The sequence below is a fragment of the Streptomyces sp. NPDC088785 genome, from assembly GCF_044750685.1.
Lineage (GTDB): Bacteria > Actinomycetota > Actinomycetes > Streptomycetales > Streptomycetaceae > Streptomyces.
Map to the genome: position 1 here is coordinate 377,016 of NZ_JBIVKH010000001.1, position 25,066 is coordinate 402,081.

The following is a 25,066-nucleotide window of genomic DNA, read 5'->3' on the forward strand; positions in this document are numbered from 1 at the left end:
GGGAGTTCAGCCGCCGCCCGCCGCGAGGTCAGCCGAAGTGCTTGCGCAGGTGCTTCTCCAGGTTCGCGATGATCCGGCCGCGCCTGGGCCGTGCCTCGATGCTGCCGAGCACCGCCGCGCCGTCGACGTAGACGACCGGCGCCCCGGGGTCCGGCGCGTCCATGGCGTCCACCTCGAAGCTGCCGAGGATGCCGCCGCCGCTGCCGCGCAGCGACACGTTCTCCGGGACGCGGATCTCGACGCTGCCGAAGACGGAGACCGCCTTGATGTAGATCTGCGGGTATTCGAAGATCGCCTCGCTGAGGTCGATCTCCACGCTGCCGAACACGGCGTACGCGTGCGTGCGCCGGCCGACGCGCCAGCGGCCCCTGCGCACGGTGGAGCTGAAGACCGCCACCAGGTTCTCCCCCGGCAGCGGCGGAACGGTGCCGGGCGCCGGGCGCTCGGGCGCCGGGGACGCGCCGGACGGCCCGCCGGTGTGCGCGCCGGGCAGGTCCCGGACCAGCGGCTCCAGCTCGCCCACCGTCTTGGCGCGGTACACCCCGTCGATCCGCTCCGCGTGCTCGTCCGCGTCAAGCCTGCCCTCCGCGAGCGCCTCGCGCAGGATGTCGGCGATCCGGTCCCGGTCCGCGTCGGACGCGCGCAGGTCGGTCGGCTCCGCCGCGGGGGCACTGCGCTCGGGGCGCTTCTGAAGGTCCACGGCAGCAGCGTACCCAAACGCGATAGATCGCGACTAGGGTGCGCCGGCACCGGATCCGGGCCGACTGAGCCCTACCTCACAGGTCCGGCCCCGCGGCCAGGTTCTACGCTGGTTGGCGCTGCCAACGGATGCCAGCGCTGCCACCGGCCGAAAGAGGAATGGGCGAGATGCCTGAGTTCGCGTACACCGATCTGCTCCCCCAGGGCGAGGACACCACGCCGTACCGCCTGGTGACCTCGGAGGGTGTCTCCACCGCCGAGGGGCCGGACGGCCGTACGTTCCTGAAGGTCGAGCCGGAGGCGCTGCGCGCGCTCGCCGAGGAGGCGATCCACGACATCCAGCACTACCTGCGCCCGGCCCACCTCGCCCAGCTGCGCCGCATCGTCGACGACCCGGAGGCGTCGGGCAACGACAAGTTCGTGGCGCTCGACCTGCTGAAGAACGCCAACATCGCGGCGGCCGGCGTGCTCCCGATGTGCCAGGACACCGGCACCGCGATCGTCATGGGCAAGCGCGGGCAGAACGTGCTGACCGCCGGCGAGGACGAGAAGGCGCTCTCCAAGGGCATCTTCGACGCCTACCAGAACCTGAACCTGCGCTACTCGCAGATGGCCCCGCTGACCATGTGGGACGAGAAGAACACCGGCTCCAACCTCCCGGCGCAGATCGAGCTCTACGCGACCGACGGCGGCGCCTACAAGTTCCTGTTCATGGCGAAGGGCGGCGGCTCGGCCAACAAGTCGTTCCTCTACCAGGAGACGAAGGCCGTCCTGAACGAGTCCTCCATGATGAAGTTCCTGGAGGAGAAGATCCGCTCGCTCGGCACGGCCGCCTGCCCGCCGTACCACCTGGCGATCGTCGTCGGCGGCACCAGCGCCGAGTACGCGCTGAAGACCGCGAAGTACGCCTCCGCGCACTACCTGGACAACGTGCCCGCGGAGGGCTCCGCGCTCGGCCACGGCTTCCGCGACAAGGAGCTGGAGGAGAAGGTCTTCGAGCTGACGCAGAAGATCGGCATCGGCGCGCAGTTCGGCGGCAAGTACTTCTGCCACGACGTGCGCGTGGTGCGCCTGCCCCGGCACGGCGCGTCCTGCCCGGTCGCCATCGCCGTGTCCTGCTCGGCCGACCGCCAGGCCGTCGCGAAGATCACCGCCGAGGGCGTCTTCCTGGAGCAGCTGGAGACGGACCCGGCGCGGTTCCTGCCGGAGACGACGGACGAGCACCTGGAGGAGGAGGGCGACGTGGTCGGCATCGACCTGAACCAGCCGATGGACGCGATCCTCGCCGAGCTGACCCGGCACCCGGTCAAGACCCGGCTCTCCCTGAACGGCCCGCTCGTCGTCGCCCGCGACATCGCGCACGCCAAGATCAAGGAGCGGCTGGACGCGGGCGAGGAGATGCCGCAATACCTCAAGGACCACCCGGTGTACTACGCCGGTCCGGCCAAGACCCCCGAGGGGTACGCGTCGGGCTCGTTCGGGCCGACCACGGCCGGGCGCATGGACTCCTACGTCGCGCAGTTCCAGGCGGCGGGCGGCTCGAAGGTGATGCTCGCCAAGGGCAACCGCTCGCAGCAGGTCACCGACGCGTGCGACGCGCACGGCGGCTTCTACCTCGGCTCCATCGGCGGCCCGGCCGCCCGCCTCGCCCAGGACTGCATCAAGAAGGTCGAGGTCGTCGAGTACGAGGAGCTGGGCATGGAGGCCGTCTGGAAGATCGAGGTCGAGGACTTCCCGGCGTTCATCGTCGTGGACGACAAGGGCAACGACTTCTTCCAGAACCCGGCCCCCGAGCCGACGTTCACGCACATCCCGGTGCGCGGTCCCGGCCTGGGCTGACCGCGCCCGCCGCACCGCCGGACGGGCCGGGCCCGGAACCCGTCCGGCGGTGCGCCGGGAACACCGGCGGCGCCGCACGCGCTGTACCGGGTATGACCGACTACCGCATCGAGCACGATTCCATGGGCGAGGTCCGCGTCCCCGCCACCGCCAAGTGGCGGGCCCAGACCCAGCGCGCCGTGGAGAACTTCCCCGTCTCCGGCCAGCGCCTGGAGCGCGCCCACATCGAGGCCCTGGCCCGGATCAAGGGCGCGGCCGCGAAGGTCAACGCGGAGCTCGGGGTGCTCGACAAGGACATCGCCGGGGCCATCGCGGACGCGGCCGCCGAGGTCGCCGACGGCCGCTGGGACGCCGAGTTCCCGGTCGACGTCTTCCAGACCGGCTCCGGCACCTCGTCGAACATGAACGCCAACGAGGTGCTGGCGACGCTGGCCACCGAGCGGCTGGGCCGCGACGTGCACCCGAACGACCACGTCAACGCCTCGCAGTCGTCGAACGACGTCTTCCCGTCCTCCCTGCACATCGCCGCGACGGCCGCCGTCACCCACGACCTGATCCCGGCCCTCGAACACCTCGCCGCGTCCCTGGGGCGCAAGGCGGAGGAGTTCGCCGACGTCGTGAAGTCCGGCCGCACGCACCTGATGGACGCGACGCCGGTGACGCTGGGCCAGGAGTTCGGCGGGTACGCGGCGCAGGTCCGCTACGGCGTCGAGCGGCTGACCGCCTCGCTGCCCCGGCTGGCCGAACTGCCCCTGGGCGGCACGGCCGTCGGTACGGGGATCAACACGCCGCCCGGGTTCTCACCGGCCGTGATCGCCGAGGTGGCCCGGGTCACGGGTCTGCCGCTGACCGAGGCCCGCGACCACTTCGAGGCGCAGGGCGCGCGCGACGGCATCGTGGAGACCAGCGGGCAGCTGCGCACCATCGCGGTCGGCCTGACGAAGATCGCCAACGACCTGCGGTGGGCGGCGTCCGGCCCGCGCACGGGCCTCGCGGAGATCGCCCTGCCGGACCTCCAGCCCGGCTCCTCGATCATGCCGGGCAAGGTGAATCCGGTCATTCCGGAGGCGACGCTGATGGTCGCCGCGCAGGTGATCGGCAACGACGCGACGGTGGCCACGGCGGGCGCCGCGGGCAACTTCGAGCTGAATGTCATGCTTCCGGTGATCGCCAAGAATGTCCTGGAATCGATCCGGCTGCTCGCCTCCGTCACCCGGCTGCTCGCCGACCGCACGGTCGACGGCATCACCGCCGACCGCGAGCGCGCCCGCGAGTACGCCGAGTCGTCCCCCTCGGTGGTGACCCCGCTGAACAAGTACATCGGCTACGAGGAGGCGGCCAGGGTCGCCAAGAAGTCCCTGGCCGAGCGGAAGACCATCCGCGAGGTCGTGCGGGAGGGCGGCTACGTCGAGCGCGGCGACCTCACCGAGGAGCAGCTGGACGAGGCGCTGGATGTCCTGCGGATGACCCGTCCGTAACAACGGGTGGCCGAATGCCGACATCGTGACGCCGGTCGCTGCCGACGTATGCCGGTGGCACCTAATATCTGTCCATGACAGACAACGGCCGGACGGGCGAGGGGCGCTGGGCGCCCGGGGAGCGGATCCTGTGGCGCTATCGCGCCAATACGGGACACCCGGATCCCGGGCCGGTCCACATCTGCCGTCCGGTCACCGTCGTCGAGGACAGCGACGAGCTGCTCGCCGCCTGGATGGCGCCCGGCACCGAGTGCGTGCGGCCGGTCCTCGCGGACGGCACCCCGCTGCACCGCGAGCCGCTGGCCACCCGCTACACCAAGCCGCGCACCGTGCACCGCGACCGCTGGTTCGGCGCGGGCGTGCTGAAGCTGGCACGCCCCGGCGAGCCGTGGTCGGTGTGGCTGTTCTGGGAGCCGGACTGGCGCTTCCGCAACTGGTACGTGAACCTGGAGGCGCCGCGCACCCGCTGGTCCGGCGGCGTCGACTCCGAGGACCACTTCCTCGACCTGTCGGTGTACGAGGACCGCAGCTGGCGCTGGCACGACGAGGACGAGTTCGCGCAGGCCCAGGCCGTCGGCCTGATGGGCGCGGAGCAGGCCCGGCAGGTGCGGGCGGCCGGGGCGCGGGCCGTCGAGGTGATCGAGCGCTGGGGGCACCCGTTCCGCGACGGCTGGCAGCACTGGCGCCCCGACCCGGCGTGGCCGGTACCGGACCTGCCCGCCGACTGGGACCGTACGCCCGCGCACGTGTCCTCATGAGACCCTTGATGCGCCCCCGGGGAGGAAACGTAGGATCGTCCTCCGCAAGAGCGAACACCTGCGGATGTGGTGAAGGTCGGGCAGCAACTCTCCGCGCCCACCAGGGGTCTGACACGATGTCGACGAGGTCATCGAGGGGCGGCGGGACCGTGAACGTGTCCGTGCGACGCCGGGATTCCGTTCCCCGGGCACAGGTTCCGGGTATCGGCACTCCTGGGGGCCCCCGAGCATCAGCTGTTCAGCACCTGCCGACGCCTCGGCCAGTGACACGGCGCGCAGCCCCGGACGGACGGATTCGACACGCGTGACGGAGCACTCAGCCTCTTATCAAGGCTCCCACGAAGGCCGCCATCACGGCATGGCGGCCCGCCCCGCGGATCCCCGCGCGGCCCTGCGGCACACCCCGCAGTCCGCGGAGGGCTCGGGCGGCTTACCGGAACAGCCGCGCCGCTCCGCGCCGCCCGCGTCCGCCGCGGACGCCGAGCACTCGCAGCCGCGGACCCCCTCGCCCGAGCCGGTGCGCCCCGACCCGTCCGGGCCGCCGGAGGGCGCCGACCGGCGCTCAGGGCAGCCGCGCCCCACGGGCCAGCCCGTGGCGATGCGCCGGGACGGCGACCGGCTGCGGTTCGTGGGCGCCGCGACCCGGCGGATCGCCCGCGGCATCGACCTCGACGAGATCGTGATGGGCCTGTGCCGGGCCACGGTGCCGACGTTCTCGGACGCGATCCTGGTGTATCTGCGCGAGCCGCTGCCGGTCGGTGACGAGCGTCCGACGGGCCCGATGGTGCTGCGGCTGCGCCGCACCGACCGGATCCCCGACGCCGACGACACCGACACCGACGGCGGTCCGCTGTCCGTGCCGCTCCCGCCGCCGGCGGAACTGGCGTCGGGCAGCGCCGAGTTGTGCGAGGTGCGGGTCGGCGGCGCGCTGGCCGAGGTGCTGCGCGGGGTGCGCCCGGTGTTCGCGGACACCCCGGCCGCGGCGGCGGCCCTGCCCGAACTCCTCGGCGGGGAGCCGTCGTTGCCGTCCGGGCAGCGCGTCATCCTGGCCCCGCTGCGCGGGCGCCGCCGGGTGATCGGCGCCGCGGTGTTCCTGCGCCGCCAGGACCGGATCCCCTTCGACCCGGACGATCTGCTGGTCGCCGGGCAGCTGGCGACGCACAGCGCGCTCGGCATCGACAAGGCGGTCCTGTACGGGCGCGAGGCGTACATCGCCGACGAGTTGCAGCGCACCATGCTCCCCGAGACCCTGCCGCGCCCGACCGGGGTGCGGCTGGCCTCGCGCTATCTGCCGGCGGCGGAGACCGCGCGGGTCGGCGGCGACTGGTACGACGCGATTCCGCTGCCGGGCAGCCGGGTCGCGCTAGTCGTCGGGGACGTGATGGGCCACTCGATGACGTCGGCGGCCATCATGGGCCAGCTGCGCACGACGGCACAGACCCTCGCGGGCCTCGACCTGCCGCCGCAGGAGGTGCTGCACCACCTCGACGAGCAGGCGCAGCGGCTCGGCACCGACCGGATGGCGACCTGCCTGTACGCGGTCTACGACCCGGTCTCGCACCGCATCACGATCGCCAACGCCGGGCATCCGCCGCCGGTCCTGCTCCACCTGGGCGGCCGCGCCGAGGTGCTGCGGGTGCCGCCGGGCGCCCCGATCGGCGTCGGCGGCGTCGACTTCGAGGCCGTGGAGCTGGACGCGCCCGCCGGGGCGACCCTGCTCCTGTACACGGACGGACTCGTGGAGTCCCGGCTGCGCGACGTGTGGACCGGCATAGAGCAGCTGCGCGAACGCCTCGCGGACACCGCGCAGTTGACCGGCCCGGACCACCCGCCGCCGCTGGAGGCCCTCTGCGACGAGGTGCTCGACATGCTCGGCCCGGGCGACCGGGACGACGACATCGCGCTGCTCGCCGCCCGGTTCGACGGGATCGCGCCGAGCGATGTCGCGTACTGGTTCCTGGAGCCGGAGGACACGGCGCCGTCCCGGGCCCGCAGGCTGGCCCGCAGCGCGCTGGCCCGCTGGGGTCTCGAGGAGCTGACCGACTCGGTGGAGCTGCTGGTCAGCGAGGTCGTGACGAACGCGGTGCGGTACGCGTCCCGGCCGGTGACGCTGCGGCTGCTGCGCACCGACGTGCTGCGCTGCGAGGTCGGCGACGACGTGCCGCAGTTGCCCCGGCAGCGGCAGGCGCGCGCCACGGACGAGGGCGGTCGCGGCCTGTTCCTGGTGAACCGTCTCGCCAGGCGCTGGGGCGCCACCCGGCTGTCGACCGGCAAGGTGGTGTGGTTCGAGCTGGCGCGGCCCGGCAGCGGCCCGTCGTAGGCCGCACGGGGGCACGTACGCACGCCGAAGGGGCGCCGGATCCGTCTCCGGCGCCCCTTCGCGCGGTTACTGCTCTTCCCTGCCGTTGACCGGGTTCTCCGGGTCGTCGTCCGTGGGCGTGTCCGTCGGGTCCGGCGGCTGCTCGGTCGTCGGCGTCTGCGTCGGCGTCGTCGGGGTCTGGCTCGGCTCCCGCGTCGTCGGCGTCTGGCTGGGCTCCCGCGTCGTCGGCGTCTGGCTGGGCTCCCGCGTCGTCGGCGTCTCGCTCGGCGTGATCGGGGCCGTGGTGGTCGGCCTGACGCCCGCGCCCATGTCGGTGTCGAGGTCGAACTTGCCGGTGGCGCCGGTCGCGTTGAAGGTGTACTGGGCCCAGATCTGGGCCGGGAACGCGCCACCGTTGACCCGGCCGCCGCCGGCCGCGCCGGTCAGCGAGACCTGGCCGCCCTTGGCGACCGGGGTCTTCTTGTCGTCGCAGGACAGGGTGCGCTTCCCGGCCGCCTCGCCGAACAGGCCGACGGAGGTGACCAGGTCCGGGGTGTAGCCGGTGAACCAGGCCGAGCGGTTGCAGTCGGAGGTGCCGGTCTTGCCCGCCACCTGCTGGCCGGCCCGCGCCGGGTTGTCGCGGACGGACGTCTTCGCCGTACCGTCGTCGACCACTCCGGTCAGCACCGAGGTGACCGAGTCGGCGACGCCGCGGTCGAGGACCTGGCCGCCGATCGCGTCCGGCAGCCTGTCCTTCCGGCCCTGGTAGGACACGGACTTGACGATCTTCGGGGTGACCTTCTTGCCGTGGTTGTCGAACGTCGCGTAGACCCCGGCCATCTCCAGCGGGCTGGCGCCCATCGTGCCGAGGGTCTGGGCCGCGTACGGCTTGAGGTCGTCGCCGTTCATGCCGAGCTGCTTGGCGGTCTCCATGACCTTGTCCATGCCGACGTCGATGCCCATCTGGGCGAAGACGGAGTTGATGGACTTGTTCATGGCGGTCTGGACGGTGACCGGCCCGTAGTCCTGGTCGTCCTCGTTCGGCGGGGCGAAGCCGACCTTCTCGCCGTCCTGCTCCACCGGGCGCTTGCTGGTGCCGTCGTAGCTGGTGCTCGCCTTGATCTGCTGGCCGGCCTGGGTGGTGGCGCCGTCCGCCAGGGCCGCCGCCAGGATGATCGGCTTGAAGGTGGAGGCGGGCTGGTAGTCGGCGCGGGTCGCGTTGTTGGTGTAGTGCTCGGTGTAGCCCGGGCCGCCGTACATCGCGAGCACCTTGCCGGTCTTCGGGTCGACCGACACCGCGCCGGCCTGCACGTCCGCGTCGGTGTCGCTGCGCTTGGGGTGCAGCCTGCCGGTCAGCTGGTCCCGGACCGACTTCTCCAGCTGCCGCTGCTTCTTGCGGTCGATGTTGAGGGTGATGGTGTAACCCCCCGCGTCGAACTGCTCCTTGGTGATGTCGAGGTCCCTGGCCAGCTCGCCCTTCGCGGCCTCGTACAGATAGCCCTCCTGGCCGGTCAGGCCGGAGGCCGCCTTCGGCTTGAGCGGCTTGGGCAGCTTCTTCAGGTCCCGCCGCTTGTCCGGGTCGAGCCAGTGCATCTCGACCATGTTGTCCAGGACGTAGTTCCAGCGCGCGGTGACGAGCGTGCGGCCGGTCTCGGTGGCGCTCGACCAGTCGTACTGGCTGGGGGCCTGGAGCAGCGCGGCGAGGTACGCGCCCTGCTGCACCGTCAGCTTGGAGGCGTCGACGTTGTAGTACGCCTGGGCGGCGGCCTGGATGCCCCAGGCGCCGCGGCCGTAGTAGCTGGTGTTGATGTAGCCGGCGAGAATGTCCTCCTTGGACTTCTGCCGCTCCACCTTGAGCGAGATGACCAGTTCCTTCAGCTTGCGCGTGACGGTCTGGTCCTGCGTGAGGTAGTAGTTCTTGACGTACTGCTGGGTGATGGTCGAGCCACCCTGCTTGCCCTTGCCGGAGAGGGTGTTGATCAGGCCGCGGGCGGTGCCCTTCAGGTCGACGCCCTTGTCCGTGTAGAACGACTTGTTCTCGGCGGCGACGAAGGTGTGCTGCACCTGGGGGGACAGCTCGGACAGGCTGACGATCTCGCGGTTGACCTGGCCGGTGCGGGCCATGACGGTGCCGTCGCTGTACTCGAAGACGTTGCTCTGGAGCTTCGCCTCGTTGTTCCCGTCGGGGACGTCGATGATCATGTAGAGCACGACGAACGCGCCCATGCAGAGCAGGACGAGCCCGAAGAAGGTGCCCAGCAGCTTCTTCCAGGTGAACAGCCTGCGTATGAAGCCCCGGTCGTCCTTGCCCTTGCCGCCCCTGCTCTTCCTCCGGTCCGTGCGCCCGCCCTCGGCACGGTGTCCCGTCGCCGGGGCGGGCGTGGCGCGGCGCGCGCCACCGCGCTGCCGTGCCCGCCGCTCTTCCGCTCGGCCCATGACGTCTACCGCTCCGCATCTCGTCGTTCTCGGCGTGCTCCGGTGGGCCGATCGTGCCGCACCGGCCTGTGAACCCGGCCCTTCCGCCCCCAGCAGGGCCAATCAGTGCATGAAGCTAACACCGCGCCTACCGGCCAATTCCGGCCTATCCGGGCTTTTCGGGACGTGACAATCAGCACGCGCCCCAAGAGAACCGACGAGCAACAGATGCGGAAGGTTGCCGCCTGCGTTAAAGTGATATCACTTTGCTAGAGCGGGTTCGGGTCACATCCGGCGCGAACCAGCAGCTCAGCAATGCTTCGAGCGAACGGGGACTGTTGTGCCAGAGACGGACGCCACACCTGATGTTCCGCAGATGCCGCGGACCGGCGTGCGGGAATTCACGGCCAAGAGCATCGGCGGCGGCCTCGCCCTGCTGCTCGGCCTGGTCGGTCTGCTCGTCGGCGCGGGGCTGGTCGCCTTCGGCGCCGGGCTGGACTCGGCCGGCGCCGAGGGCGCGCTGATCGCGGTCGGGATCGTGCTCGCGATCGCCGCGTTCTTCGCGATGTGCGGGCTGAACATGGTGGCGCCGGGCGAGGCCCGCGTCGTGCAGCTCTTCGGCCGCTACCGCGGCACGATCCGCACCGACGGCCTGCGCTGGGTGAACCCGCTGACCTCGCGCACGAAGATCTCGACGCGCGTCCGCAACCACGAGACCGCCGTCCTGAAGGTCAACGACGCCTACGGCAACCCGATCGAGCTCGCCGCCGTCGTGGTGTGGAAGGTCGAGGACACCGCGCAGGCCTCGTTCGAGGTCGACGACTTCCTGGAGTTCGTCTCGACGCAGACCGAGGCGGCGGTGCGGCACATCGCGATCGAGTACCCCTACGACGCGCACGAGGAGGAGGGCCTGTCGCTGCGGGGCAACGCGGAGGAGATCACCGAGAAGCTCGCCGTGGAGCTGCACGCGCGCGTGGAGGCGGCCGGGGTCCAGATCATCGAGTCCCGCTTCACGCACCTCGCGTACGCGCCCGAGATCGCCTCGGCGATGCTCCAGCGGCAGCAGGCCGGTGCCGTGGTCGCCGCGCGGCGGCAGATCGTGGACGGCGCCGTCGGCATGGTCGAGGCCGCGCTCGCCCGGATCTCCGAGCAGGACATCGTCGAGCTGGACGAGGAGCGCAAGGCCGCGATGGTCTCGAACCTGCTCGTGGTGCTCTGCGGTGACCGTGCGGCGCAGCCCGTGCTGAACACCGGGACGCTCTACCAGTGACCCCGCGTCCGCGTAAGCAGGTGCTGCTGCGGTTGGATCCCGCCGTGTACGACGCGCTCGCGCGGTGGGCCGGTGACGAGCTGCGCTCCGCGAACGCGCAGATCGAGTTTCTGCTGCGGCGCGCTCTCGCGGAGTCCGGTCGTCTGCCGGGCGGCGCCGCCCCCCTCCCCCGCCGCGGCCGCCCACCCACCACACCCCCCGACACCGAGTCCCCGCCGCCCCCGTGACCCCAACCCGGGCCGCCCCCTCCCCGCGCCGGGGCGCGGGCGACTCGCGCAGTTCCCCGCGCCCCTGGGTGGTCCCTCGCCCGCGGCCCGGTGGGGCTTCTCGCGCAGTTCCCCGCGCCCCTGGGCCGTACTTCGTCCGCGGCCCGGTGGCTGCTTCTCGCGCAGTTCCCCGCGCCCCTAGGCCGTACTTCGTCCGCGGCCCGGTGGCCGCTTCTCGCGCAGTTCCCCGCGCCCCTAGGCCGTACTTCGTCCGCGGCCCGGTGGCCGCTTCTCGCGCAGTTCCCCGCGCCCCTGAGGCATGCGCTACGCGCAGCCTCCCCCAGAGGCTGCGCTCCGCGCGCCTCCACTGAAAGGCGGACGGTGGCCCGCCCCTCCCAGGAATCGGGACAGGGGCGCGCCCCTCCCAGGGATCGGGACGGTGGAGCGCCCCTCCCAGGGATCGGGACGATGGAGCGCCCCTCCCAGGGATCGGGACGATGGAGCGCCCCTCCCAGGGATCGGGACGGTGGAGCGCCCCTCCCAGGGATCGGGACGGTGGAGCGCCCCTCCCAGGGATCGGGACGGTGGAGCGCCCCTCCCGGGAAGCGGGACGGTGGTGCGCCTCTCCCGATGAGATGGCGCACGCAGTGCGCATCTCAGGGGCGCGGGGAACTGCGCGAGACGCGGCCACCGGGCCGCAGACGACGGACCATCCAGGGGCGCGGGGAACTGCGCGACCAGCCACGACGAGAGCCGCACCCGGAGAACCAGCCAGGGGCGCTGCGCGGGCAGTCACACCGAAAGCCGCGCGCGTCGGCAAAGCGAGGCAGTCGGCCCGAGCGCTATACACCCCAGGTATACACACGGTGTACAGTCACCTCATGTCCATCGGCCACACCCTTCTCGGGCTCCTCGAATCCGGCCCCCGGCACGGATACGACCTCAAGCGCACCTTCGACTCGACGTTCGGTCACGACAAGCCGCTGCACTACGGGCAGGTCTACTCGACCATGTCCCGCCTCCTGAAGAACGGCCTCGTCGAGGTCGACGGGATCGAGGCCGGGGACGGCCCGGAGCGCAAGCGGTACGCGATCACGGACGCCGGCATCACCGACGTACAGGAGTGGCTGGCGACCCCGGAGAAGCCGGAGCCGTACCTCCAGTCGACGCTCTACACGAAGGTCGTCCTGGCGCTGCTGACCGAGCGCGACGCGGCGACCATCCTCGACACCCAGCGCGCCGAACACCTGCGCCTCATGCGCATCCTCACGGACCGCAAGCGCAAGGGCGACCTCGCCGACCAGCTGATCTGCGACCACGCCCTGTTCCACCTGGAAGCCGACCTGCGCTGGCTCGAACTGACCGCCGCGCGCCTCGACCGACTCGCCGCGGAGGTACGCCCCTCATGACCGCCACCCCCGCAGGCGCCCTGCTCATCGCCACCGACCTGCACAAGGCGTACGGCCCGACCCCCGCACTGGACGGCGCCTCCTTCTCCGTGCACCCCGGCGAGATCGTCGCCGTCATGGGCCCCTCCGGTTCCGGCAAGTCGACCCTGCTGCACTGCCTGGCCGGCATCGTCACCCCGGACTCCGGCAGCATCGTCTACGACGGCCGCGACCTCACGGCGCTCTCCGACGCCGAGCGCAGCGCCCTGCGCCGCACCGACTTCGGGTTCGTGTTCCAGTTCGGCCAGCTGGTCCCGGAGCTGACCTGCGTGGAGAACGTCGCGCTGCCGCTGCGGCTCAACGGCACCAAGCGCAAGGAGGCCGAGCGGCAGGCCGCCTCCTGGCTGGCGCGCCTGGAGGTCGACACCCTCGCGGACAAGCGCCCCGGCGAGATATCGGGCGGCCAGGGCCAGCGCGTCGCGGTGGCCCGTTCCCTGGTCACCGGCCCGCGCCTGCTGTTCGCGGACGAACCGACCGGCGCCCTGGACTCCCTGAACGGCGAGCGGGTCATGGAACTGCTCACCGAGGCGGCGCGCGGCGCGAACGCCGCCGTCGTCCTGGTCACCCACGAGGCCCGGGTCGCCGCCTACTCCGACCGCGAGATCGTCGTACGGGACGGCCGGTCGCGGGACATGGAGTTCGCCCGATGAGATACCTCCACGACCTCGCCCTCGGCATGCGGTTCGCCGTGTCCGGCGGCCGCGAGGGCTGGATCCGCACCCTGCTGACCGCCGTCGGCGTAGCCTTCGGTGTCGCCGTGCTGCTCGGCGCGGCCTCGGTGCCGACGTTCATGCACGAGCGCGACGTGCGCGGCGACAACCGGCAGCTGGGCGTCGGCGTCGACAGCGTCCTCAAGCGGGGCGACCGGACGATGATCGCCGCCGGCGCGTCGTCCGACTACCGCGGCGAGTTCGTCGGCGGCGCCCTGCTGCGCCCCGAAGGCGCGCACCCGCCGGTGCCGCCCGGCGTCGACAGGCTGCCGGGCCCCGGCGAGATGGTGGTCTCGCCCGCACTGCGCAAGCTGCTCGCCTCCCCCGACGGCCGGCTGCTCAAGGAGCGCTACGCCTACCGCGACGTCGGCACGATCCACGAAGCGGGCCTGGACAACCCCTTCGAGCTGTACTTCTACGCGGGCAGCGACACGCTCACCTACGGGACGAGCACCGCCCGCCTCGACCACTTCGGGATGACCTACGCCCGCCCCGCCCTCTCGCCGAGCCTGATCGTGCTCATCGTGCTGGCCTGCGTCGTGCTGCTGGTCCCGGTGGCCATCTTCATCGCGACGGCCGTCCGCTTCGGCGGCGAGCGGCGCGACCGGCGCCTGGCCGCGCTGCGGCTGGTCGGCGCGGACGCGCGGACGACCCGGCGCACGGCCGCGGGCGAGGCGCTGTTCGGCACGCTGCTCGGCCTCGCCCTCGGCGTCCTGATCTTCCTGGCCGGGCGGCAGTTGCTCGGGGTGGTGGAGCTCTGGCGGCTGTCGGCGTTCCCGTCCGACCTCACGCCCGTACCGGCCCTCGGCGTCCTGGTCCTGGTGGCGGTGCCGGTCTCGGCCGTCGCGGTCACGGTGTTCGCGCTGCGCTCGGTGACCATCGAACCGCTGGGCGTCGTCCGCGGCGGCCGCACCCGGTCCCGCCGGCTGTGGTGGCGGCTCGTGGTGCCGGCGGTCGGCGCCGCGCTGCTGCTGACGACCGGATCGGCGTCGGACCTGGGCGGCTTCGGCGTCTTCCAGACCTCCGCGGGCATCGCCCTCACCCTGATCGGCCTGGTCCTGGTGCTGCCGTGGCTGGTCGAGGCGGTCGTGCACCGGCTGCGCGGCGGCCCGGTGCCGTGGCAACTGGCCGTGCGCAGGCTCCAGTCGCACAGCACCGGCGCGAGCCGCGCGGTCGCCGGGATCACCATCGCGGTGGCGGGCGGCATCGCCCTCCAGATGTACATGGGCGGCATCGACGGGGACTTCAGCGAAGCCACCGGACAGGACCCGACGCGCGCCCAGATCGGCGTCAGCGCCGATGTCACCTCGGGCCGGACGGCCGAGCGCATGGTGCGCGAGTTCGCCGCGACCGAGGGCGTGCGCAAGGCGATCGGCACCATCAACAGCTCGATGACGCCGGTGGGCGCCGAGCCCGGCACCGGTGTCTCGCAGGCGACCGTGCCGCTGTCCGTCGGCTCCTGCTCCAGCCTGCGCGAGCTGGCGAAGCTGCCCTCCTGCGCGGACGGCGACGTCTTCCGCGTCACCGGCTCCGACTTCTCCGACAGCGAGCGGACGCTGGTCCGCGACGCGCGGCCGGGCGCCCGGCTCACCATCGACGACCTGGGCGAGAAGGCGCGGTGGACGGTGCCGGACGACGCCCGCACGGTCCCGTCCCTGCGCGCCCCGGACGGCAACCGCTACGGCGGCATCCTCGCCACCCCGTCCGCCGTCGACATACGCGACCTGACCAACGGGATGGTGTCCCTCCAGATCAGGATCGACCCGACGGTGCCGGACGCCGTCGAGCACGTGCGCAACACCGCCTACCGGCTCGACCCGACGACGAACGTGTCCGAGTTCCGCACGGTCGAGCGCGACGACGAGTACGCGGCCATCCGGCGCGGCCTGTTCTCCGCCGCGGCCCTGACGATGGCCCTGATCGCGGCGTCGCTGCTGGTCTCGCAGATCGAGCAACTCCGCGACCGCAGGCGCCTGCTGTCGATCCTCGTCGCGTACGGAACCCGCCGCTCCACCCTGGCCTGGTCGGTGCTGTGGCAGACGGCGATCCCGGTCGCCCTGGGCATGACGGTGGCGGTCGGCGGCGGCCTGGCGCTGGGCACGCTGATGCTGCGGATGGTCGGGTCCCCGGTGCAGGACTGGCTGGCCTTCCTGCCGCTGGCCGGCGTGGGCCTGGCCGCGATCGCCGCGGTGACCCTGCTGAGCCTGCCGCCGCTCTACCGCCTGATGCGGCCGGAAGGACTGCGGACCGAGTAGGCGCCCCCGGGCGCGCGGGCGCGGGGCCCCGGGACCGGGGCCCCGCGCCTCAGCCGTCCGTGGCGCTTATCTTGACCGGCAGCCCCCGCAGGGCGCCGCGCAGCGCGGCCGCCAGCTCCTGGTACTCGGCGGAGCGCGCCGCCCCCGCGCGCATGGCCAGGGCGACCCGTCGGGTGGGCGCGGGCTCGGCGAAGTACCCCGTCAGCAACTGGCTGCTGCGGCTCGTCTCGACGGCCACGGCGGTACGCGGCAGCAGGGTCACCCCGAGCCCGCCGGCGACGAGTTGGACCAGCGTGGCGAGCCCGGCGGCGGTCGTGGTGACCGGCGCGTCCCCGCGGCCCGCCTCCCGGCAGATGTCCAGCGCCTGGTCGCGCAGGCAGTGCCCCTCGTCCAGCAGCAGCAGGTTCAGCTCGCGCAGCGCCTCCCGCGGGATGCCCTCCCGGCCGCCCAGCCAGTGGTCGAGCGGCGTCACCAGCACGAAGTCCTCGTCGAACAGCGGCAGTTCGGCGATCCCGGGCACGCCGAGCGGGACCGCGAGGAGCAGCAGGTCGAGCCGCCCCGCGCCGAGCCCCTCGACCAGCGACGAGGTCTGCTCCTCGTGCACCTGGAGGTCCAGCTCGGGATACGTCTCGTGGACGAGCCGCAGCACGGTCGGCAGCAGGTACGGGGCGACGGTCGGGATCACCCCGAGCCGCAGCGCGCCCGTGAACGGCGCCCGGACCGCCTCGGCCTCGTCCATCAGCGCCCCGACCTCGTCGAGCACGGCGCGCGCCCGCACCGCGATGCGCTCCCCCGCGGACGAGAGCAGCACCTTTCTCGTCGTACGCTCGACAAGGGTCACCCCCAGCACGTCCTCCAGGGCCGACACGGCTCCCGACAGCGCGGGCTGGCTCATCCCGATGGCCGCCGCGGCGTCCCGGAAGTGCAGGTGCTCCGCGACCGCGGCGAACGCCCGCAGTTGCGCCAGGCTCGGCTGCCGACGCCGCCCACCTGCGGGCTTTCCCTTACCCACGGCCACTGATAGCCACCTCCGATCAACACGACCGAGTCTAGCTATTTCCGTAATCAATGCACCCTGTGCCACGATCACCCACAGTCCAACCCACAGGAAAGTCCCCCAAAAAGGGACCTTTCTAGCTGCAAGGAGAGCGCGTGCTCACTGTCGGTGACAAGTTCCCCGAGTTCGACCTGACCGCCTGCGTCTCGCTGGAGAAGGGCCAGGAGTTCGAGCAGATCAACCACAAGACCTACGAGGGCAAGTGGAAGATCGTGTTCGCGTGGCCCAAGGACTTCACCTTCGTGTGCCCCACCGAGATCGCCGCCTTCGGCAAGCTGAACGACGAGTTCGCCGACCGTGACGCCCAGGTCCTCGGCTTCTCCGGCGACTCCGAGTTCGTGCACCACGCCTGGCGCAAGGACCACCCGGACCTGACGGACCTGCCCTTCCCGATGCTGGCCGACTCCAAGCACGAGCTCATGCGTGACCTCGGCATCGAGGGCGAGGACGGCTTCGCGCAGCGCGCCGTGTTCATCGTCGACCAGAACAACGAGATCCAGTTCACGATGGTGACCGCCGGATCCGTGGGCCGTAACCCCAAGGAGGTCCTGCGGGTCCTCGACGCCCTCCAGACGGACGAGCTGTGCCCGTGCAACTGGAGCAAGGGTGACGAGACCCTGGACCCGGTCGCGCTGCTCTCGGGCGAGTGAACGGAAGGATCTGACATGGCTCTCGACGAACTGAAGTCCGCCATACCGGACTACGCCAAGGACCTGAAGCTCAACCTGGGCTCGGTCATCGGCAACTCGGACCTCCCGCGGCAGCAGCTGTGGGGCACGGTCCTGGCGACCGCCATCGCGTCCCGCTCGCCGCACGTGCTGCGCGAGCTGGCGCCGGAGGCGGAGGCGAATCTGTCGCCGGAGGCGTTCAAGGCCGCCAAGTCGGCTGCCGCCATCATGTCGATGAACAACGTGTTCTACCGGACCCGTCATCTGCTGTCGGACGACGAGTACGGGTCGATGCGCGCGGGTCTGCGGATGAACGTCATCGGCAACCCCGGGGTCGACAAGGTCGACTTCGAGCTGTGGTCGTTCGCGGTCTCCGCGATCAACGGCTGCGGGATGTGTCTCGACTCGCACGAGCAGGTGCTGCGCAAGGCCGGTGTCGACCGGGAGGTCGTGCAGGAGGCGTTCAAGATCGCGTCTGTCGTTCAGGCGGTGGCGGTGACGCTCGACGCGGAAGCCGTCCTGGCGTAACCGTAAGAAGGTCGGGCCCGGCACCCCTGGTGCCGGGCCCGACCTTTGCCGTCTCCCCGCCCGCGCCCCGGTGGGGGCTGGTCGCGCAGTTCCCCGCGCCCCTGAGATGCGCACTGCGTGCGCCATCTCACCAGCCACCCCCCGCGTCCCGCTTCCCAAGGAGAGGCGCACCCCCGCCCCGTGCCTCCGGGGACAGGCGCACCCGCGTCCCGCCTCCCAGGAAAGGCGTACCCACAGTCCCGCCTCCCAGAAGAGACGCACCCACCGTCCGGCCTCCCAGAAGAGCCGCCCCACCGATCCGCCTCCCAGAAGAGGCGCACCCCCCGCCTCTCAGGAGAGGCGCGCGAAGCGCGGCCTCAAGGGGAGGCGCGCGAAGCGCGGCCTCAAGGGGAGGCTGCGCGTCAGCGCATGCCTCAGGGGCGCGGGGAACTGCGCGAGAAGCGGCCACCGGCCCGCGGACGAAGAACCACCCAGGGGCGCGGGGAACTGCGCGAGACGCGGCCACCGGCCCGCAGTCGACGTACACCCCAGGGGCGCGGGGAACTGCGCGAGACGCGGCCACCGGCCCGCGGACGAAGAACCACCCAGGGGCGCGGGGAACTGCGCGACCAGCCCCCACCGGCCCGCGGACGAAGAACCACCCAGGGGCGCGGGGAACTGCGCGGGCAGCCACCACGGTGGCGCGCTTCGCTGGGAGGTTATGGGGATTCGGGGGGCGCGGTCGCCGGGGTCGGCGGGGTGGTGTCGCGCGGAGCCGGGGCACGGCGGCGGGCGGCTTCCTGGGACCAGCTCCGGAGATAGCCGACGACGGTGTTCGTGACGGCGACGAGCGGCACGGCGACGACGGCCCCGCCGATCCCGGCGACCATGCTCCCGGTGGCGACGGACAGCACGACCGCCAGCGGATGCACCCGCACGGCCCGGCCGAGAATGAACGGCTGGAGGATGTGCCCCTCGATCTGCTGCACGGCGAGCACGACGGCCAGCGTCATCACGGCGGTGAACACGCCCTGCGTCACCAGCGCGACGACGACGGCGAGCGCCCCCGACACGACCGCGCCGACGAGCGGGATGAACGCGAACAGGAAGATGAAGACGGCGAGCGGCACCGCCATCGGGACGCCGAGGAAGAAGATGCCGAGGCCGATGAAGATGGCGTCGATCAGCGCGACTATGACGGTCCCGCGGACATACGCGGTGAGCGTGCGCCACGCCCGCGGCCCCGCCCCCGCCATACCCGGCCGGGCCTGCGCCGGGACGAGGTTGAGCGTCCACTCCCAGATGCGCTTGCCGTCGTAGAGCAGGAACAGCGTGGAGAACATCGCGAGGAGGATGCCGGTCATCGCCTCGACGATGACGGTGACGCCTTCGAGTCCGGCGGACGTGATCGAGTCCGTGTTGGCCCCGATGGCGTCGCGCAGCGACTTGGCGGTGTCGTTGATCTGGTCCTCGGTGACGTGGAACGGGCTGTTGAGCAGCCACTTGCGCAGCTCGTCGATGCCGTCCTGGACCTGGTCGGAGAGCGTGTCGATGTTCTCCTGGACCTGCCAGACCACGAACCAGCCGACGAGCCCCATGATGACGAACCCGAGGATCGCGGTGAGCGCCGTCGCGAGTCCGTGCGGCACCCCGTGCCGGCGCAGCCGGGCCACCGTGGGCTGGAGCAGCGCGGTGATGAGCAGCGCCGCGATGAACGCGAACACCACCAGCTGCACCGAGCTGATGACCTTCATCAGGATCCAGAGGGCGCCCGCGAGGATCAGCAGCCGCCAGCCGGCCTCGGCGGCGACGCGCAGCCCCCAGGGCACGGCGGCGACCGGTTCGGGCCGGGCCGACACGTCGGGCGCGTACGCGGGCGGCGCGGGCACCTGCTCGCCCGCCGGCGCTTCCTGCACCACGTCGGACAGCCGCTCGACCGTGGCGGGGCCGTCTTCCTCTTCCCGCTCCCGCTCGGCCTCGGCCCGGCGCTCGTCCAGGCGTTCGCCGACCTTACTGATTCCGGCCCCGACCCGGCCGAGCCAGCCTGGAACTCGCGACATGGTCCATCCTCTGATTTCCCCGCGGGGTACCCCGTTCGCACCCACCAGTTCCCCCTGGGGCGCCCTTGACACCGACGACCGTACATCCTGGTACAGCCGGAAGCCCCCCACCGTAGGACGGTGGGGGGCTTCGGAAGGTTGAACGCGCGGGCGTCCTAGTACCAGCTGTTGGCCTGCCAGAACGACCAGGCGTCGCACGGGCTGCCGTAGCGGTCGTTCATGTAGTTCAGCCCCCACTTGATCTGGGTGGCCGGGTTGGTCTGCCAGTCGGCGCCCGCCGAGGAGTACTTGGAGGCGGGCAGGGCCTGGAAGAGACCGTAGGCGCCCGAGGAGGCGTTGGTGGCGCGGTAGTTCCAGCTCGACTCGTGGTTCACGATGTTGCTGAAGCACTGGAACTGACCGGCGGGCACCATCTGGCGCGCCATCGCCTGGATCTGTCCGACCGAGTACGAGGACTGGGTGCTGAAGCTGGAGGCGTCGCGGGTCTCGGAACGGCTGGCGGCCTTCTTCTTGGCCTCCGCACGCTCCTTGGCCTCTTTCTCGGCCTTCTCCTTCGCGTCCTGCGCGGCCTGCTGCTTGGCGACGGCGTCCTCGGCGGCCTGCTTGCGGGCCGCCTCCTCCGCCGTCTTCTGCGCAGCGTTGTCCGCGGCGATGGCCTGCGTCTGAGCCTGCTGCTCCAGGGACGAGGTCTGAACCTGGGCCTGCTGGCCCGCGGGTATGTCGGCGAGGAGGGTCGCGTCGCTCGCCGTGGCCTCAGCCTCGTTGGGCTGAGCGGTGCTGCCCGAGGCAACACCCACGACGGCGCCGACAGTGGTGACCGCGGTGGCCGAAGCCACTGCGAATCCCCGGACCGAAATCCGGCTCACACGGTTTCCTTCCAGCGTCGCCCGCGTGAGCGTGACCGTCGCGGACGCAATCGTGCCCCTGACGCTGGCCTCCCAACTGCGGGGTCACGGGAGGCACGGGCCCGGTGGGCAACTCCGTTGCGGGAGCGCCGCGTGGTGCGCGGGCGGCATACGACGTCCTGTATGGAGTTCAAGGTGCAGCTGGTACTGCGGGGGTTTCGCACCCCTGGGGGTACGCAAGTGTCGTATGCGGGGCCTGACAGGACCGTGACTCTGCCGCATTCGGACGCCGCTAGGCAATTCTGCGTTGCGTGGGAAACGTCACACCCCGTTTGGCGCAAGGGAATTCAGGAAACCCCCGCGCACCAGGACGCCGCCCGGCTAAGCTCTCTGGCTTCGCCGAACGGCGCCTTTTGGGGGCGAACTTCCTTAAATCTGGACGTCCTCCAGCATCTCGGTCACCAGGGCCGCGATCTGCGACCGCTCGGAGCGCGTCAGTGTGACGTGCGCGAACAGCGGATGCCCCTTGAGTTTCTCGACGACGGCGACGACCCCGTCGTACCGGCCGACCCGCAGGTTGTCGCGCTGGGCGACGTCGTGGGTGAGGACGACCCGCGAGTTGGCCCCGATGCGGGAGAGCACCGTCAGCAGGACGTTGCGCTCCAGGGACTGGGCCTCGTCCACGATCACGAACGCGTCGTGCAGCGAACGGCCGCGGATGTGGGTGAGCGGCAGGACCTCCAGCATCCCGCGCGAGGTGATCTCCTCGATCACCTCACGGGTGGTCACGGCCGAGAGGGTGTCGAAGACGGCCTGCGCCCACGGGCCCATCTTCTCGGCCTCGCTGCCGGGCAGGTAGCCCAGCTCCTGGCCGCCCACCGCGTACAGCGGGCGGAAGACCATCACCTTCTTGTGCTGGCGCCGCTCCAGGACGGCCTCCAGGCCCGCGCAGAGGGCGAGCGCCGACTTGCCGGTGCCGGCCCTGCCGCCCATGGAGACGATGCCGATGTCCGGATCGAGCAGCAGATCGAGCGCGATCCGCTGTTCGGCGCTGCGGCCCTTGAGGCCGAAGGCCTCCCGGTCGCCGCGCACCAGCCGGACGTTGCCCTCCGGCGAGACGCGGCCGAGGGCCTTGCCGCGCTCGGAGTGGATCGTCAGGCCGGTGTGCACGGGGAGGTCGGCGGCCTCGGGGACGTAGAGCGTCTCCTCCTCGAAGAGCAGGTCGACCTGCTCGCCGGCGAGCGTCAGGTCGGCCATTCCGGTGAAGCCGGAATCGGTGATGGCGAGTTCGGCGCGGTACTCCTCGGCGAGGAGGCCGACCGACGACGCCTTGATCCTGAGCGGCAGGTCCTTCGACACGACCGTGACGTCGAATCCCTCGGCCTGGAGATTGCGGGCCACGGCCAGGATCCGGGAGTCGTTGTCGCCCAGGCGGTAGCCCGCCGGGAGCACGGCGGGGTCGGAGTGGTTGAGCTCGACGCGCAGCGTGCCGCCCAGGTCTCCGGTGGGGATCGGGGCGTCCAGGCGTCCGTAGCGAACCCGGTAGTCGTCGAGCAGGCGCAGGGCCTGCCGGGCGAAGTACCCGAGCTCCGGATGGTGCCTCTTGGCCTCCAGCTCCGTGACCACCACGATCGGCAGCACGACTTCGTGCTCGTCGAAGCGGGTCATGGCGTTGGGATCGGCCAGCAGGACGCTGGTGTCGAGAACATAAGTGCGCCGTTCGGGCTTGCGCAGGCGCTTGTTGCTGGTCACCACGGAAGGACGTACCCCCTCGGATGAGGTCGGGGAGCGACGGAGGAGTTCCTGGGCCGGGAGCACCGGCGAAGGCCGCCGGTCGTCGGCCGCGCTGCGCGGGCCGAGAGCCGGCCCTCCAAGTCGTCATCCGCACGGCTGTGCGTGCGGTCGTCCTGGTGCAAAGGGCCTCCCGGGCGGGCGGCCCCGTGCCGCCCGCTGAGATGCGGCGTCCTTGGTGCGGACACCGACCTGACGGGGTTATTCCCTCGAACACGCGCAGCCATGCCACGGCATGGTGCGACGCGTGCGTTAACTCCTGATGTCGTACGTCCCCGGGGTGCGTCCCGGGCGGGGGCGGCTCAGCCGCCGAAACGCCGGTGCCGGGCGGCGTAGTCGCGCATCGCGCGCAGGAAGTCGACCTTGCGGAACGCCGGCCAGAAGACTTCACAGAAGTAGTACTCGGCGTGGGCCGTCTGCCAGAGCATGAAGCCCGACAGGCGCTGCTCGCCGCTGGTGCGGATGACGAGGTCCGGGTCGGGCTGGGCGCTGGTGTAGAGGTGCTTGCCGATCAGGTCGACGGAGACGGCGTCGGCCAGCTCCTCGATCGACTGCCCCTTGTCCCCGGCGTCCAGGACCATCGAGCGGACGGCGTCGGCGATCTCCTGGCGGCCGCCGTAGCCGATCGCCACGTTGACCAGTATTCCGTCGCGGTGGGCGGTGGCCTCCTCGGCCTCCTTGAGGATGCCCTGCATCCCCTCGGGGAGGATGTCGGCGGCGCCCACGTGGTGCACGCGCCAGCGGCCGTCGGCGGCGAGGGCGCGCACGGTGTCCTCGATGATGCCGAGCAGCGGGACCAGTTCCTCGGCGGGCCGGTCGAAGTTGTCCGTGGACAGCAGCCACAGGGTGACGACCTCGACGTCCGTCTCGCTGCACCAGCCGAGGAACTCCTCGATCTTGGCGGCGCCCGCCTGGTGGCCCTGGGCGGTGGTGGAGCCGGCGGCCTTGGCCCACCGTCGGTTGCCGTCCATGATGACGCCGATGTGCTTGGGCACCTGGTCGTGGTCGAGATGGCCTTCGACCCGGCGTGCGTACAGCCTGACCAGCAGGCCGCGCAGCCTGTCGCGCAGGTTCACGGTCTTTGCCCCTCCGTGCAGACGACGGTCCCCGAGGGCGAAAGCCTACAGCCGCGAAACCGGGTGGGAGCTGTGGGGTGTCGAGGGCCCTGACGTAGCTTCGTACCCATGAACGACATCTCTCCCTACGCGGCCTCGGCCGACCGTTACGACACGATGGAGTACCGGCGCACGGGCCGCAGCGGACTGAAGCTGCCCGCGATCTCGCTCGGCCTGTGGCACAACTTCGGGGACGACCGCACGCTCGGTTCCCAGCGCGCGATCCTGCGCCGCGCCTTCGACCTCGGCGTCACCCACTTCGACCTGGCGAACAACTACGGCCCGCCACCCGGCTCGGCGGAGCTGAACTTCGGCAAGCTCTTCGCGCAGGACTTCGCCCCGTACCGCGACGAGCTGGTCCTGTCGACCAAGGCCGGCTATCTGATGCACCCCGGCCCGTACGGCGAGTGGGGCAGCCGCAAGTACCTGCTGTCGTCGCTGGACGCCTCGCTGAAGCGGATGGGCGTCGACCACGTCGACATCTTCTACTCGCACCGCTTCGACCCGGAGACTCCGCTGGAGGAGACGATGGGCGCGCTCGCCTCGGCGGTGCAGCAGGGCAAGGCGCTGTACGTCGGCGTCTCCTCGTACACCAGTGAGCAGACGGCGCGGGCCGCGCGGCTGCTCGAGGAGATGGGCGTCCCGGCCCTGATCCACCAGCCGTCCTACTCGATGATCAACCGGTGGACGGAGGACGACGCGCTGCTCGACACGCTGGAGGCGGCGGGCATGGGCTGCATCTCCTTCGCGCCGCTCGCGCAGGGGCTGCTGACGGACAAGTACCTGAAGGGCATCCCGGAGGGCTCGCGCGCCACGCAGGGCAAGTCGCTCGACCCGAACCTGCTGAGCGAGGACGTGGTGCGCCGGCTGAACGGCCTGAACGACATCGCGCAGCGGCGCGGCCAGTCGCTGGCCCAGCTCGCGCTGAACTGGGTGCTGCGCGACGAGCGGATGACATCGGCCCTGATCGGGGCCTCCAGCGTGCGGCAGCTGGAGAACAACGTGGCGGCCCTGAGCGCCGCGAAACTGACCGACGCGGAACTGACCGAAATCGACTCGTTCGCGGTCTCCACGCCCGGTACGAACATCTGGGCCGGACGCAGCTGATCCGGTTCGTCCCCGGCGGGCCCCGGAGCGGGGCTTGGCCTGTCCTTATGTGCGGACAAAAAACGGGCCGGTCCGTGGGGGGGAGACGGACCGGCCCGAGGGGGGGGTTCCACCATAACCCTTCGTAAGTGCGGATGCGTGCATCGGCGCTCCACAACTACTCTCCGCAGTCGCCCGGCGACGGCCGGAGGTAGCTTTCCGGCCGCTCCACAGTGGGCTCACAGGCGCCTTCGGCACCGTCCTCCCGGGCTTTTCGCCGGAGGTTCGGCGTCCCTCTCCCGTGTCACGCGCGAGGTTGACGCCTGCGGCGCGGGCCGCGAGGGCCGTCCCGGATATGGCGCATTCGGTTCGCGCGGCGGCGGGCGCCGGGCCGGGAGGTGGCAAGCGGCACCGCGCGGCCCCCTCCACCGCGCGGTACCGCCGCGCAGCTTTGCTGGCGCGAATTGCCGTTGGTCTGAACTTACGTGAGGTTTACGTGGGGATCGAGTGCCTGTCGGTAACGATGCGGAATCGGTTGCTCCAGGCGCCCGGTTTGCACC

General features: G+C 71.5%; 19 protein-coding genes. 12 read left to right on the forward strand and 7 right to left on the reverse strand.

The annotated features are described in order from the left end of the window. Nucleotides 1–28: 28 nt before the first annotated feature. Nucleotides 29–700 carry a DUF1707 domain-containing protein gene (locus ACIP5K_RS01640; RefSeq protein ID WP_401403901.1) on the reverse strand — a complete coding sequence of 224 codons (672 nt, stop codon included), beginning with the start codon at nucleotides 698–700 and terminating at the stop codon, nucleotides 29–31. A 167-nt stretch (nucleotides 701–867) separates the two neighbouring features. On the opposite strand from ACIP5K_RS01640, the gene ACIP5K_RS01645 reads away from it, so the two are divergent. The 4 genes from ACIP5K_RS01645 to ACIP5K_RS01660 all read left to right on the forward strand — a co-directional run bounded on the left by ACIP5K_RS01645 (nucleotide 868) and on the right by ACIP5K_RS01660 (nucleotide 7,094). Beyond that, on the forward strand, nucleotides 868–2,538 hold the full coding sequence (locus tag ACIP5K_RS01645; protein WP_401403903.1) for a fumarate hydratase: 1,671 nt from the start codon (nucleotides 868–870) through the stop codon (nucleotides 2,536–2,538). Nucleotides 2,539–2,630: 92 nt separating this feature from the next. Then, nucleotides 2,631–4,016 (forward strand): class II fumarate hydratase, encoded by a 1,386-nt coding sequence (locus tag ACIP5K_RS01650; protein WP_401403904.1) that lies wholly within the window; start codon nucleotides 2,631–2,633, stop codon nucleotides 4,014–4,016. 74 nt (nucleotides 4,017–4,090) lie between these two features. Next, nucleotides 4,091–4,774: a DUF402 domain-containing protein gene (locus ACIP5K_RS01655; RefSeq protein WP_401403906.1), complete on the forward strand. Its 684-nt coding sequence runs from the start codon at nucleotides 4,091–4,093 to the stop codon at nucleotides 4,772–4,774. A 304-nt stretch (nucleotides 4,775–5,078) separates the two neighbouring features. Beyond that, complete coding sequence (locus tag ACIP5K_RS01660) at nucleotides 5,079–7,094, forward strand: SpoIIE family protein phosphatase (RefSeq protein WP_401403907.1); 2,016 nt, start codon at nucleotides 5,079–5,081, stop codon at nucleotides 7,092–7,094. A gap of 66 nt (nucleotides 7,095–7,160) precedes the next feature. On the opposite strand, the gene ACIP5K_RS01665 is transcribed toward ACIP5K_RS01660, so the two are convergent. Next, nucleotides 7,161–9,509, reverse strand: coding sequence for a transglycosylase domain-containing protein (locus ACIP5K_RS01665; RefSeq protein ID WP_401403909.1), 2,349 nt, complete (start codon nucleotides 9,507–9,509; stop codon nucleotides 7,161–7,163). Between the two features lie 355 nt (nucleotides 9,510–9,864). Between ACIP5K_RS01665 and ACIP5K_RS01670 the strand changes: the two genes are divergently transcribed. The 5 genes from ACIP5K_RS01670 (at nucleotide 9,865) to ACIP5K_RS01690 (ending at nucleotide 15,377) form a co-directional block, all read left to right on the forward strand. After that, nucleotides 9,865–10,758, forward strand: coding sequence for an SPFH domain-containing protein (locus tag ACIP5K_RS01670; protein ID WP_401403911.1), 894 nt, complete (start codon nucleotides 9,865–9,867; stop codon nucleotides 10,756–10,758). After that, nucleotides 10,755–10,985, forward strand: a complete 231-nt coding sequence (locus ACIP5K_RS01675) for a hypothetical protein (protein ID WP_401403913.1) — start codon at nucleotides 10,755–10,757, stop codon at nucleotides 10,983–10,985. Before ACIP5K_RS01670 ends, ACIP5K_RS01675 begins: the two co-directional genes overlap by 4 nt. Before the next feature lie 860 nt (nucleotides 10,986–11,845). Then, the gene (locus ACIP5K_RS01680; RefSeq protein WP_401403914.1) at nucleotides 11,846–12,373 is read left to right on the forward strand and encodes a PadR family transcriptional regulator; all 528 of its coding nucleotides are present in this window, start codon (nucleotides 11,846–11,848) and stop codon (nucleotides 12,371–12,373) included. Continuing rightward, on the forward strand, nucleotides 12,370–13,062 hold the full coding sequence (locus ACIP5K_RS01685) for an ABC transporter ATP-binding protein (protein WP_401403915.1): 693 nt from the start codon (nucleotides 12,370–12,372) through the stop codon (nucleotides 13,060–13,062). The genes ACIP5K_RS01680 and ACIP5K_RS01685 overlap by 4 nt, the downstream gene beginning before the upstream one ends. Continuing rightward, on the forward strand, nucleotides 13,059–15,377 hold the full coding sequence (locus tag ACIP5K_RS01690) for an FtsX-like permease family protein (protein WP_401403917.1): 2,319 nt from the start codon (nucleotides 13,059–13,061) through the stop codon (nucleotides 15,375–15,377). The genes ACIP5K_RS01685 and ACIP5K_RS01690 overlap by 4 nt, the downstream gene beginning before the upstream one ends. A gap of 49 nt (nucleotides 15,378–15,426) precedes the next feature. Here the strand turns inward: ACIP5K_RS01690 and ACIP5K_RS01695 are convergent, their stop codons facing one another. After that, nucleotides 15,427–16,395, reverse strand: coding sequence for a LysR substrate-binding domain-containing protein (locus ACIP5K_RS01695; protein ID WP_401403919.1), 969 nt, complete (start codon nucleotides 16,393–16,395; stop codon nucleotides 15,427–15,429). A gap of 134 nt (nucleotides 16,396–16,529) precedes the next feature. Between ACIP5K_RS01695 and ACIP5K_RS01700 the strand changes: the two genes are divergently transcribed. After that, nucleotides 16,530–17,084 carry a peroxiredoxin gene (locus tag ACIP5K_RS01700; RefSeq protein ID WP_018089323.1) on the forward strand — a complete coding sequence of 185 codons (555 nt, stop codon included), beginning with the start codon at nucleotides 16,530–16,532 and terminating at the stop codon, nucleotides 17,082–17,084. A gap of 15 nt (nucleotides 17,085–17,099) precedes the next feature. Beyond that, nucleotides 17,100–17,630, forward strand: a complete 531-nt coding sequence (locus tag ACIP5K_RS01705) for an alkyl hydroperoxide reductase (RefSeq protein WP_401403920.1) — start codon at nucleotides 17,100–17,102, stop codon at nucleotides 17,628–17,630. Nucleotides 17,631–18,328: 698 nt separating this feature from the next. Here the strand turns inward: ACIP5K_RS01705 and ACIP5K_RS01710 are convergent. From ACIP5K_RS01710 to ACIP5K_RS01725, 4 genes are all read right to left on the reverse strand, one after another. Continuing rightward, nucleotides 18,329–19,669 carry an AI-2E family transporter gene (locus tag ACIP5K_RS01710; RefSeq protein WP_401403922.1) on the reverse strand — a complete coding sequence of 447 codons (1,341 nt, stop codon included), beginning with the start codon at nucleotides 19,667–19,669 and terminating at the stop codon, nucleotides 18,329–18,331. A 155-nt stretch (nucleotides 19,670–19,824) separates the two neighbouring features. Continuing rightward, on the reverse strand, nucleotides 19,825–20,535 hold the full coding sequence (locus ACIP5K_RS01715) for a lytic transglycosylase domain-containing protein (RefSeq protein ID WP_401403924.1): 711 nt from the start codon (nucleotides 20,533–20,535) through the stop codon (nucleotides 19,825–19,827). Nucleotides 20,536–20,943: 408 nt separating this feature from the next. Further along, nucleotides 20,944–22,269, reverse strand: a complete 1,326-nt coding sequence (locus ACIP5K_RS01720) for a PhoH family protein (RefSeq protein WP_401403926.1) — start codon at nucleotides 22,267–22,269, stop codon at nucleotides 20,944–20,946. A gap of 338 nt (nucleotides 22,270–22,607) precedes the next feature. Then, the gene (locus tag ACIP5K_RS01725; protein WP_401403928.1) at nucleotides 22,608–23,381 is read right to left on the reverse strand and encodes an isoprenyl transferase; all 774 of its coding nucleotides are present in this window, start codon (nucleotides 23,379–23,381) and stop codon (nucleotides 22,608–22,610) included. Nucleotides 23,382–23,489: 108 nt separating this feature from the next. Here ACIP5K_RS01725 and mgrA point away from each other — a divergent pair, with 108 nt between their 5' ends. Continuing rightward, a complete protein-coding gene (gene mgrA, locus ACIP5K_RS01730) occupies nucleotides 23,490–24,527 on the forward strand; it encodes an L-glyceraldehyde 3-phosphate reductase (protein WP_401403930.1) in 1,038 nt (345 codons plus the stop codon). Nucleotides 24,528–25,066 lie beyond the last annotated feature (539 nt).